The organism is Heliobacterium mobile, assembly GCF_009720735.1.
In the GTDB taxonomy this organism is placed as follows: Bacteria; Bacillota; Desulfitobacteriia; order Heliobacteriales; family Heliobacteriaceae; genus Heliobacterium; species Heliobacterium mobile.
In genome coordinates, this window is sequence record NZ_WNKU01000025.1 from 35,562 (window position 1) to 47,223 (window position 11,662).

Below are 11,662 nucleotides of genomic sequence, written 5' to 3' on the forward strand. Positions count from 1 at the left end.
CCCTCCTTGGACAGGATGGAACGATGTTGAACGACTGCGGCTACGAGTGCGATTGAGAGTGTATGTTGGAGGTTCTTAGGCGAGAGAGACGTATTTCACGTCTTCCACACCGTCGATTTGGGACAGATCCGCCAGGACCTGTTCGGGTACAGCACCGTCAACGTTGAGGATGGCGATAGCATGTCCACCGGAGACTTTACGGCCGAGATGCATGCCGGCGATGTTGACGTTATGTTCGCCGATGATCGTGCCGGTGCGGCCGATGATTTTCGGCTTGTCTGTATGGGGCATGACGAGCATATGTCCGACCGGCGCCATGTCCATATCGAAGTCGTCAATGCGGACGAAACGAGGCTGGTTCTTACGCAGGAGCGTACCTGTCACTTGACGGGTGGTGCCGTTGGCCAATTCCACCATGGCGCTAATTTGGACAGCGTAATCTTCTACATCGGGTGTTTTGGACTCTAATACCTTGATACCCCGGGCTTTGGCCACATGGGGAGCGTTGACGTAGTTGACGGTCTCTTGCAGGCTGTGCTTAAGCAAGCCTTTGAGCAAGGTCGTCGTGAGAGGGGTTACGTTATATTTGGCCACTTCGCCTTGGAAGGTGATGACGATTTTTTCGATAGCACCACCGACGGTTTGACCGAGGAATTGGCCCATCCGTTCAACCAGGTCGAGGTAGGGTTGGAAGATGGTCATCATTTCGGGCTTGACGGCAGGGATGTTCACGGCGGCGCTGACGACTTCGCCGCGGAGGACCCGCAGGATGTCATAGGCTACATCGATCGCCACGTTGACTTGCGCCTCTTGGGTAGAAGCCCCCAGGTGCGGCGTCACTTGTACTTGCGGGAGGGTGAAGAGGGGGCTGTCGGTGCAGGGTTCTGTTTCGAACACGTCCAGACCGGCACCAGCCACTTTTCCGGCGACGATGGCGTCATAGAGGGCGGCTTCGTCGATGATGCCGCCACGGGCGCAGTTGATGATACGGACGCCGTCTTTCATCTTAGTGATCCGGTCGGCGTTGATCAGCTTGAGGGTATCTTTCGTCTTCGGCATGTGGATGGTGAGGAAGTCCGACTCAGCGATGACAGCATCCAAATCTTTAAGGGTGACGCCCATGTCTTTGGCTTTTTCAGCAGAGGCATAGGGGTCGAAAGCGATGACGGTCATATCGAAGGCGCGGGCGCGCTTCGCCACTTCCGATCCAATTTTCCCCAAACCCAGGATGCCCAAGGTTTTGCCTTTTAATTCAATCCCGGTGAATTTGCTGCGCTGCCATTGGCCCCCTTTGAGGGAGCCGTTCGCTGTGGCCAGGTTCCGGGCCAGGCTGATCATATGGGCGACGGTCAATTCAGCGGCAGCGATGGTGTTGCCTTCGGGGGCATTGACGACGACGATCCCTTTTTGGGTGGCCGCTTCGACGTCGATGTTGTCCACACCGACGCCGGCCCGGCCGATGGCTTTGAGCCGTTCCGCTTTTTCTATGATCCGCTTGGTGATTTTCGTCTCCGAACGAACGACGACGGCGTCATATTCGGCGATGATGTCGACGATCTGGTCTTCCGTTTGCTTGAGTTTCACGTCGACGGCGACTTCGCCGGCTGCTTTCAATATTTCAATACCTTTTTCCGAAATGGGATCACAGACGAGTACACGCATGGTTTAGAGTAGCCCCTTTCTCGACATGATGACTTCTTGTGCGGCTTTGACGCCTTGACCGAGTTCGACGGGAGCACCGAGTTCTTTTAAGGTCATTTCGAGGGCACCGATAGTGGCCAGGATATCGAGATGCTGCACGTAGCCCAGGTGGCCAATGCGGAAGATTTTGTTCTCCAGCTTTTTCTGGCCGCCAGCGAGGACCACGTTGTATTCTTCGCGCATCTTCTTGTTGATGGCTTTCGCTTCGAATCCTTCAGGTGCCCAGACGGCGGTAACCGCGGCAGAGGCGCAGGAATCATCGGCGAGAAGTTTTAAGCCGAGGGCGCGAGCACCAGCGCGGGTGATGTCGCGGAGGTAGAGCTGTTTCGCAAAGACATAGTCGAGGCCTTTTTCCGTGAAGATTTTCAAGGCTTCCCGCAGGCCGGTCAGTTGGGGAAGAGCGGGGGTCACCGGGGTTTGGCCTTTTTCCAGGAACTTTTTCGCCGAGCCCAGGTCCCAGTAAAATTTCGGGCATTTGGACCGTTCGTAGGCGGCCCAAGCTCGGGGGCTCACGGAGACAAAGCAAACGCCCGGCGGGATCATGAAGCCTTTCTGGGCGGCGGTGACGATGACGTCAATCCCCCACTCGTCTGTTTTCACATCCATCACGCCGAGACCGGAGACAGAGTCGACGAGGATCAGGGCCGGGTGATCGCCCCGGATTTTGCTGAGCGCTTGAAGATCGTTGCAGACACCAGTGGAGGTTTCGTTGTGAGTGATCAGGATCGCTTTGTACTCTTGCTGTTTGTCAGCATCGAGCTTTTCTTTGACCAGGTTCATATCGACGGCGGTGCCCCATTCAAAGTCCACCTTGTCGACGATACAGCCGTAGGTCTGGGCGATGGTAGCGAAGCGGTCGCCGAAGGCGCCGATGGACAGAGCGAGCACTTTGTCTCCCGGCGAGAGGAAGTTGACGATAGCCGCTTCCATACCGCCGGTACCGGAAGAAGGCAGGATCAGCACGTCATTTTTCGTCTGGTAGACGTATTTGACGCCTTCGGTCACCTCTTCGATGAGGACTTTGAAGCTGGGACCCCGGTGGTTCATGAGGGGTTCCGATAAAGCCCGCAGGACCCGCGGGGGTACGGGCGTCGGCCCGGGAAGCATCAGATACTCTTTTTCGTACACGGTGAGATTCCTCCTTTAGTTCGTTAGCCTGTATGGCTAAGATATAATTATGTATACAAAGTCGTGAGAAATATAAAAACCCCCCATTCCTGACGATTTTTTGTCAGGGACGAGAGGTTGACCCGCGTTGCCACCCTGCTTGACTTTCTATAAAGAAAGTCCGCTCGACATGTGTAACGGACATGACCGGGCGGTTCATCGCCGCCAGCATCAGGGGTGGAAATTCATCGGTGAATGGGTTGGCTCGCATCGTCCGCCAACTTTCTGAGGCCTTTCTTCCGATTACTGCTCCCCGTCATTGCCTTTTGCATTTACATTGGAGTTTAGCACAGCTCTTTCCCGTTGACAAGAAGGTTCTTGTCAAGTTTTTTGTATACACTCACTAGGAGTTCTGGATGCAGTTACCTTTCCATTATCTTAAAAAATCTTGCCAGAGTCATGCCTTAGCCGCATGGAGTTCTAAGGGCTCGCACCAGCACCGGCAAGGATCGGCCTTGTCGTCTATCAGGACGGCGGCGATAAACTCGGCCAAATACTGATTCACCTCTACCGGATTGTCCAAGTTCGTAGCATGTCCGGCGTGGTTGATCACCTTATGGACCGTACCGGGGATACATTCACAGATGTAGCGGTGCTGCCGGCGCATCATCCATTCGCCGTCCCCTTCAATGACCAACGTAGAACATTGGACTTTCGTTAGTTCGGCCAAAGCTTCCATCCGTGAGACCGCGTTGAAGATTTGCATCCACCGCTCTTTGGAATGAACCGAAGTGACGCCATAGAAATAGTCCTGCAGGGACGGATTATACATACTCAGCGCTTTGGCATGCATCTTGGCGAGGGACTGCATAGAGGAGATACGCATGGTCAAACCGTAGAAGAAAAAGGAGAAAAACTGTAAAGACATATCGACGACTTCCATGACAAATTTCTGCATGGAACGCTGACGAAAGGGGATCTGCAGACGGTTAAACCAGTTGAAGGCGCTCGTCACCGGTGTACCCATGAGCACTAAGGCCTGTACCCGCTCCGGATAAAGGGCAGCCGTCCGCAGTGAAATGTGTCCGCCCATGGAACAACCGACTAAAATGGCCTTTTCAATCGCCAGGTGATCTAACAGCAGAATCAAGTCTCGGCTAAATGTCTCCGCATCAATGGGACCGTCAGCAGCTACCGATTGCCCATGGTAGCGAACATCCCAGACGATGACCCGGAAGTTCCGGGAAAACACGTCGACCTGCGGTTCCCACTGCCGGTGATCCCAGCCGGCACCATGGGTGAAGATCATCGCCGGCGCTGTTTCTGACCCATGCACTTCGTAATAAAGTTGTACGCCTTTTCCGATAACTGTCGCCATGGTTTCTCCTTTCTGGAATCGCCCATTCTGTCCCTGCTTTACAAGTCTTCGTCCAAAGAATAAGATATCGGGCTAGCCCCGGGGCGTGTACCCCGGGGCTACGTTGATCGCTAAGGATCGTTTTTATCAAGCTTTTTGACGGGATTCTCGGACGATGTCCATAAAATAGGCATGGATCCGGCAGTCCTGGGTCAGTTCGGGATGAAAGGCCGACGCCAGGAATGAGCCTTGACGAGCCATGACCACTTTCCCGTTATGTTCGGCCAAAATCTTTACAGACGGTCCGGCCTTCTCGATGAAAGGCGCCCGGATGAATATGGCCGGATAAGGTTCGCTGCTGACCTCGTCGATCGCCAAGGGAACTTCAAAAGAATCCACCTGACGTCCAAAGGCGTTGCGAACAGCAGTGATATCCATGAGACCGAGCCGGTATTGTTCGGACCCGGCGATCTCTTTCGCCATCAGGATGAGGCCGGCACAGGTACCCCAGACTGGCATACCCTGCTGGGCCCGCTCTTGGACGGACTCGGCCAAACCGAAATCCACCAACAGTTTGCCGATGGTGGTGCTCTCACCGCCGGGGATGATCAAGCCGTCCAGATCGGCCAAATGCTCGACCTTGCGTACCTGCACCGTGTCACAGCCCAGCGATTGCAGCATCTGTTCGTGTTCAACAAAGGCACCCTGCATCGCCAGGACACCGATTTTTAGTTTGTCCATCCCTTACCAGCCGCGCTCTTGCATCCGCTGATCGGCCGGAATCGTCGGGATTTCGATACCCACCATCGGTTCGCCCAGGTCTTTCGACACTTCGGCGAGCACTTGGGGATCATTGTAGTGGGTCGTAGCTGCCACGATCGCTTTCGCGCGGCGAACCGGGTCGCCCGACTTGAAGATGCCCGAACCGACGAAGACACCATCGACACCGATTTGCATCATCAGCGCGGCATCTGCCGGTGTGGCGATGCCGCCGGCGGCAAAGTTAACGACAGGCAGGCGGCCTTCTTTTGCCACCATGCAAACCAGGTCATAGGGCGCGCCGATTTCCTTGGCAAAGGTCATCAGCTCTTCTTGGGGCATATTGGTGAGTTTACGGATTTCACTCATAACTTGACGAGCATGGCGCACAGCTTCCACCACGTTACCGGTGCCGGGCTCGCCTTTGGTCCGAATCATGGCCGCTCCTTCGCCGATACGCCGCAACGCTTCCCCTAAGTTGCGGGCACCGCAGACGAAGGGCACCTTGAAATCATGCTTGTTGATATGGTAGAGATCGTCCGCCGGGGTCAACACTTCCGACTCATCGATGTAGTCCGCCCCCAGGGATTCGAGGATTTGTGCTTCCACAAAATGACCGATCCGGGCTTTGGCCATAACCGGAATCGTAACAGCGTCCATGATGCGCAATACGACCGTCGGGTCAGCCATCCGGGCCACTCCGCCGGCGGCGCGAATGTCCGCAGGAACCCGTTCCAGGGCCATAACGGCGCAAGCGCCGGCTGCTTCCGCGATTTTTGCTTGCTCCGGCGTCGTTACATCCATGATCACGCCGCCCTTGAGCATCTCAGCCAAACCTTTTTTGACTGTCCAAGTACCTTTTTCCGTTGTCATTCGAAATATTCCTCCCCGTGCGATTTTCGGGCTCCCTTTAGGCCTCCCGCGCCGGGGTCGCCCCTGATGTCCTTCATCATTATGTCAAGAAAGTAGTCTCTCAATGACTACCCAAATATTCTACAACATTCCAGCGTCATGGACAAGGGCAAGAACCATCGCAATTCACGTTTACCGATTTGTTTTATCGGGTTTATTTTTCAACTGCAACAAGAGGACGCTGCATAAGATGAGCACTCCACCAAGCAATTGAGACCCGTTGAGCGTCTCACCAAAAACGATGAAGGACAGAAATACCGTCCAGGCCGGCTCGATCGTGCTGAGAATCGATGCCTTCGCCGGCCCAATCCGTTCGATACCGGCTGACAAGGCGAGGATAGCCACGACCGTGCAAACGAGGGCGATGGCAAAGATCGCTCCATAGGCTTGCCCGGTAAGGGAAAAATGCAGTTCACCCAAAATCAAGCCCGATAGGGCAAATGTCATCGCTGCGAAGCTGGAAATATAGGTCGTCATGACGAGGGGCGGTACCTCTTTGACGACACGGTCGCTAAGCAGCAAATAAACTGAAAAAATAACGGCTGCGCCTAGCCCAAAACAGATCCCCGAAAGGTCCAAGCGAACCATGTCTAGTGAAGCGCCCAGTACCAGCAAGATGCCGGCGCTGGCTGCTGCTAGGGCGAGCAGATTGGCCCAATGGACTTTTTCCTTACCGAGGAGCAACGAGACTATGTATACGATGACCGGATAGGTATAGAGCAACATGGCCGCCAAAGCGGGGTTGAGTTTTTCTACGGCTGTAAAAAAACAAAAGGACTGACCGCCGTAACAGACGGCACCGAGCAAGAAAAGATACATCCATGTACGCCGGCGAATCGATACCTTTTCTTTTCGCAGGCTGACGATCGCCCAAAGAATTGCTGCTGCAATGGCAAATCGCAACGCCAATAAGGTAGTCACATTGACCCCTTGTCCATAGGCTGCTGCGGCCATGACCGCCATTGAACCGAAGGCTAACGCCGAAAGAAGGACTAACAGGGAACCCATCTACATTTTCCTCCATGACCTTTGCTGGATCAGAGCAACGTAATGTGCCTCTTCTATGCTTTAATTTGCTGCGGTTTCACTTTTTGAGCGTTTTCGTTGGTCCCCCGAAGCGATGGTGAAAGGGTTCCGCAGGCGACTCCAGCGACGACTAGAATGCCCCCGACGAGTTGCGGCCAAGTAACCTGTTCACCCAAAAGGAGCACTCCGAAGAGGCAGCCAAAGAGAGGAACCATGTTGATAAACGGCGCGGCTCGACCAGGGCCGATCTGTTGAATTCCTTCATACCACCAGACAAAACCTAATACGGTCCCTAAGAGAGCTAGTTGGAGAATGGCTAGCCAGCCTTGCAGGGAAAAATGGGCTGTTCCGATGCCCAGCAACTCTTCGGTTAGGGCTGCCGGAATCAATAAGACTGTGCCGAACAGGGTGGCATAAGCCGTAGCCACAAGGGGGCTAAAGCTACCGAGGACTTTTTTCCCGAGAATGGAGTAAAGCGCCCATGACAGAGGAGCCCCCAGCAGGATCATGTCGCCGGGATTAAAAGATAACTGCTGAAGCACCTCGAGAGATCCGCGGGAGATGACTGTCACAACCCCGATAAAGGAGATCACCAACCCGGTCACCTGGGAGGGACGAAGCCGTTCCTTCAGCATCACCGCTGACAGCAGCGCCGTGACCAGGGGGTTTATGGCGATGACTAGGGAACCGTTCGCAGCGGAAGTGAATTTTAAACCCGTAAAAAAAGCGGCGTTATACAAAAATATTCCGGTCAGACCTAATGAAAAGAGGCCGAAAATCTGCCGGCTTCCCCGGGGAATGGGAAAAGGCTCCTGCCTTCCTTTGCCCCACCATTGAAGGACAACGAGGGAAAAGAGCACCAATGTGGCAAGGGTGAATCGAAAGCTTGCAGCATGAAAAGGCGGCGCCTCCAGGACGGCCAATTTGGCCGCTACGAATGTGCCTCCCCAAAAACAGGTCGTCATGACCAGTTTGGCATAGGTCATGGCCAGCCCGGGTGTTTTCATCATTTTTCACCTATTCGTACATGATCTTTACAACATCATTTTTTGCAGCAGCGTCAGAATTCATTGCAGCATTTGTTCAGTCATAACAGTGTCTAGAAGATTATATCATCTCTCCAGCTTTATAGATTTCTCCTTGAGCTTTTGTATAAAGATCTTTCAAAAAAAAAATCCTCCCGTTATTAAGGGGGAGGATTCGGAATCAACCTTTTCATGCAATTCTACTTATCGGTACCCATACAACGAACTGAGCAGGAGCAAGGGAAAAATCACCCGGAAAACTCCAGGGCCGGGTCCGTAACCGAATCCTGGTCCATAGCCATACCCATATCCGGGGCCATAGCCGAATCCCGGCCCATAGCCAAATCCGGGGCGACCATAGAAACCATAGGGTACGGGGACGATCTGCTCCGCCTGAACTTTATCTTCCTGTTCCGATGCGGTTACAGGGGGGTTTGCCACCTCGATTTCGGCATAGTCCTCTCCCACATTGACAAGTCGTCCCGTGTACGTCCGCATTCCGTCGGGATATCGGACTTCGGCTCGCACGTTTTGACCCACTAAATCCCTCATGCGATCACACATCATGGGACGCACCGCAGGATAGTTCATTCCGGTAGACAGGCTGCTCTCCATTCGTCATCTCTCCTTGCCACTGACCTAAATTCAGTGGCAATGTATTCCATAACCAATAGGAATGTGACGACGAATCTATAAACGGACTCTCGGCTTCCTATTCAGACCTACCTACACACATAACGACCTGGCAAACCTGATGATTCGCCACACACATGAACGTACTTTTATAACTCTTACCTTAATGCCTCTACCGCAATACCCTCTTCTTCTAACCGGCACCTTAGTATCCGGGCCATCTCTATAGCGGAAGGGGTATCGCCGTGAATACAAACGGTGTCAGCCTCCAGCGAAATGCTCGACCCATCGACAGCCTGCACTGTTTGGGAGGAAATCATTTGCATCACCCGGCGTGCCGCTACCCCTGGGTCATGGATGACCGCCTGAGGATGAGAACGGGGTGTCAATGTCCCATCGGCCTTATAGCTGCGATCGGCAAAGACTTCTTGGGCTACCCTTAACCCCACCTTTTTCCCTGCCTTAACCAGCCGAGAACCGGACAGTCCATATAGGATCAGGTTGGGATCGACTTTTTGAATTCCTTCGGCAATGGCCTCGGCCAGTTCATCCATTTGTGCGGCCATATTATACAAAGCACCGTGGGGCTTCACATGGTTCAACTTTCCGCCTGCTGCGCGGACAAAGGCTTGCAATGCCCCTACCTGGTAGACGATCAGGTTTGTTACTTGGGCAGGTGCCATCTGCATTTCCCGGCGGCCAAAACCCGCCAAATCGGGAAAACCCGGATGGGCACCGATGGCTGCTCCTGCCCGCAGTGCCCTATCCACCGTTCGAGCCATCACATCGGGATCGCCGGCATGTAACCCACAAGCGATATTGACAGACGTCGCGATCGCGATCATTTCTTCATCGCAACCGATTCGATAGGCTCCAAAGCTCTCCCCGAGATCGCAGTTCAAATCGACCCTCATTCGGCTAGAACACCTCCACGGAATGACATGCTCCGTTCACAATCCCGTTACGTAAAATATCCCTTTGCTGTCGCAGAATTGAATGGGCTTTTGGGATGTCGCACGGGATAAACTGTACCGTGTCTCCCATCTTCGCTTGGGCCAGCAACGGAACATCGGCGGTGATCACCGTAACGATTTTCGGATAGCCGCCTGTCGTTTGCCGGTCAGCCATGAGCACGATGGGCTGTCCATCGGGAGGAACTTGCACCGCCCCCAGAGTTGTCGCATCAGAGATCATCTCTTTATCGGTTTGTCGATTCAAGCGGGGCCCCTCCAAACGGTAGCCCATGCGATCGGACAGCGCACTGACCCGATACGTTTTTGAGAAAAAGGTTTCTATCGCATCTTTCGCAAAAAAGTCTTCTTGCGGGCCTAAGATCGCTCTCACCGTAACCTGTCGGGAATAGACAGGAATAGCATCGGGACAAAGTTGTCGAGTTCCTAACTGGTCTATCCTTTTTCCCGGATGAAACTGCAGCTGGTCTCCCTCTTTTAGTGCCCGTCCCTGGAATCCACCCAGTTGACCGCGCAAATATGTAGACCGGCTTCCTAACACCGGCTCGACGGCCCAACCGCCCGATACGGCGAGATAGGAACGGCATCCGCTGCGAGGTGTACCAAAAGCTAATATACTGCCTCGTCCCACCGGACAGTTTACCCACATAGAAAGAGGTTCTCCATCCAATGTAGGTGACAAATCTGCCCCGGTAATGGCGATAACGCCTGGGGATAAAAAACGCAACCTTGGACCGGCAAGAGTGATCTCGAGTGCTCCGTCGCCAGGATTATTGCCGACCAGAAGATTTGCTGCTTGCAAGGAAAAGGTGTCCATGGCGCCGGCTACGGGCATTCCGGAGGCTTGGTGTCCATAGCGCCCCAGGTCTTGCACCGTAGTCAATAAACCGCCCTTGATGACCTCCACTGTTCCCATTGCTCTTCGTCCCTTCTATCGGCGTAGGTTGCCAGCCCATTTTCACTTTCTGCGATACCATGTGATACGTAGCCAGATCGATAGGTTTGAACCGAACCCCATCTCCCGCTTTTACGAATACCGCCTTTTCTCGTTTGGGATCGTAGAGCCCAAAGGGTGTACGTCCAATAATCTGCCAACCGCCAGGAGCCGCTATAGGATAAATCCCGGTCTGAAGGCCAGCGATGCCAACAGACCCCGCCGGAACCGACTTGCGGGGATTATCCAACCGAGGTACAGCGATTTTGGGCGATACTTTACCGAGATAGCAAAAACCCGGAACAAAGCCGAGCATATACACATGATATGTGGAGTGACTGTGGATCGCGATTACCTCTTCCGGCTTTAACCCCACACGTAAAGCTAGGGACACTAAGTCCGGGCCCCATTCGCCTCCGTATAAGACGGGAATTTCCCATATGACGGAGGAGGCCATCATCGCATCGTTTAACAAGTTTATCTCCGCCCAGAGATAACATTCTACTTCATAGGCTTCGATTTGAAAGGGATCGTAATACACAGCCAAAGAACAATAGGTAGGGACGATCTCCCGAACCCAAGGGGGCTGGGCTCGCTCTAACACTTCTGCCAGAGCCTGCACTTTTCTGTTGATGTCGAGGGAAATCTCTTGCTGAAACTGCACAAGCCAACAACTATCCCCCATGGGAATTAAGCTGGCATTCTTCGATTGGTCATTCATAAAGTCCATTTGGCTGGCCACACATCCCTATCCTTTGTCTGATTGTTCTAAATTTTACAAGCAATAAACGTCCCGTCAAATTGTAACGAAAAATGTTATAAAAAGATATGGATTGTTTATAAATTGCCCGTACAAAACATATACAAACATAATTCCGGAGACTCATTAGATACTGGCTATGATGAGATCAGCTTTTTATAGAAAAAACCCAAGACTCCCGCTTGGGTGTCTCAGAAAAATAAAAAATCCACGGTCGGAGTTATTCCGCCATGGATTTTGCTTTTTATAAATTCTCTTATTCCAAGAAAACTACACAGAAATATTTTGTAAAGCATAAGGTCAAGTCCTCGACCGATTCGTACCCGTCGACTGAACGCCTCACGGCGTGTACATCTCGGGCCGATCGACCAGGTCATCTTCCTGGGGTCTTACCTACTTCCGTAGTGGGAAGTCTCATCTTTGGGTCGGTTTCGCGCTTAGATGCTTTCAGCGCTTATCCGCTCCCGACATAGCTAC

General features: G+C 53.2%; 11 protein-coding genes, 1 rRNA gene and 1 other annotated feature. All 12 genes read right to left on the reverse strand.

Annotated features, from left to right (window positions below):
• Positions 1-75: 75 nt before the first annotated feature.
• The gene (gene serA / locus GJ688_RS15935; protein ID WP_155477537.1) at positions 76-1,662 is read right to left on the reverse strand and encodes a phosphoglycerate dehydrogenase; all 1,587 of its coding nucleotides are present in this window, start codon (positions 1,660-1,662) and stop codon (positions 76-78) included.
• A gap of 3 nt (positions 1,663-1,665) precedes the next feature.
• The gene (locus GJ688_RS15940) at positions 1,666-2,829 is read right to left on the reverse strand and encodes a pyridoxal-phosphate-dependent aminotransferase family protein (protein ID WP_170292078.1); all 1,164 of its coding nucleotides are present in this window, start codon (positions 2,827-2,829) and stop codon (positions 1,666-1,668) included.
• Between the two features lie 102 nt (positions 2,830-2,931).
• Positions 2,932-3,137: a binding site (T-box leader), on the reverse strand.
• A gap of 128 nt (positions 3,138-3,265) precedes the next feature.
• The gene (locus GJ688_RS15945; RefSeq protein WP_155477538.1) at positions 3,266-4,186 is read right to left on the reverse strand and encodes an alpha/beta fold hydrolase; all 921 of its coding nucleotides are present in this window, start codon (positions 4,184-4,186) and stop codon (positions 3,266-3,268) included.
• A gap of 126 nt (positions 4,187-4,312) precedes the next feature.
• Positions 4,313-4,906, reverse strand: coding sequence for a pyridoxal 5'-phosphate synthase glutaminase subunit PdxT (gene pdxT, locus GJ688_RS15950; protein ID WP_155477539.1), 594 nt, complete (start codon positions 4,904-4,906; stop codon positions 4,313-4,315).
• Between the two features lie 3 nt (positions 4,907-4,909).
• Positions 4,910-5,797, reverse strand: coding sequence for a pyridoxal 5'-phosphate synthase lyase subunit PdxS (pdxS, locus tag GJ688_RS15955; RefSeq protein ID WP_155477540.1), 888 nt, complete (start codon positions 5,795-5,797; stop codon positions 4,910-4,912).
• A 171-nt stretch (positions 5,798-5,968) separates the two neighbouring features.
• Positions 5,969-6,844, reverse strand: a complete 876-nt coding sequence (locus GJ688_RS15960) for a DMT family transporter (RefSeq protein WP_155477541.1) — start codon at positions 6,842-6,844, stop codon at positions 5,969-5,971.
• Positions 6,845-6,897: 53 nt separating this feature from the next.
• Positions 6,898-7,869 carry a DMT family transporter gene (locus GJ688_RS15965; RefSeq protein ID WP_170292079.1) on the reverse strand — a complete coding sequence of 324 codons (972 nt, stop codon included), beginning with the start codon at positions 7,867-7,869 and terminating at the stop codon, positions 6,898-6,900.
• A gap of 222 nt (positions 7,870-8,091) precedes the next feature.
• On the reverse strand, positions 8,092-8,502 hold the full coding sequence (locus GJ688_RS15970) for a hypothetical protein (RefSeq protein WP_207708829.1): 411 nt from the start codon (positions 8,500-8,502) through the stop codon (positions 8,092-8,094).
• 176 nt (positions 8,503-8,678) lie between these two features.
• A complete protein-coding gene (locus GJ688_RS15975; protein WP_155477543.1) occupies positions 8,679-9,434 on the reverse strand; it encodes a LamB/YcsF family protein in 756 nt (251 codons plus the stop codon).
• Between the two features lie 4 nt (positions 9,435-9,438).
• The gene (locus tag GJ688_RS15980; protein WP_328597389.1) at positions 9,439-10,365 is read right to left on the reverse strand and encodes a 5-oxoprolinase subunit C family protein; all 927 of its coding nucleotides are present in this window, start codon (positions 10,363-10,365) and stop codon (positions 9,439-9,441) included.
• A complete protein-coding gene (pxpB, locus tag GJ688_RS20820) occupies positions 10,262-11,167 on the reverse strand; it encodes a 5-oxoprolinase subunit PxpB (RefSeq protein WP_328597388.1) in 906 nt (301 codons plus the stop codon). Before pxpB ends, GJ688_RS15980 begins: the two co-directional genes overlap by 104 nt.
• Before the next feature lie 314 nt (positions 11,168-11,481).
• Positions 11,482-11,662: ribosomal RNA gene (locus tag GJ688_RS15990) — 23S ribosomal RNA — on the reverse strand; the annotation flags it as partial.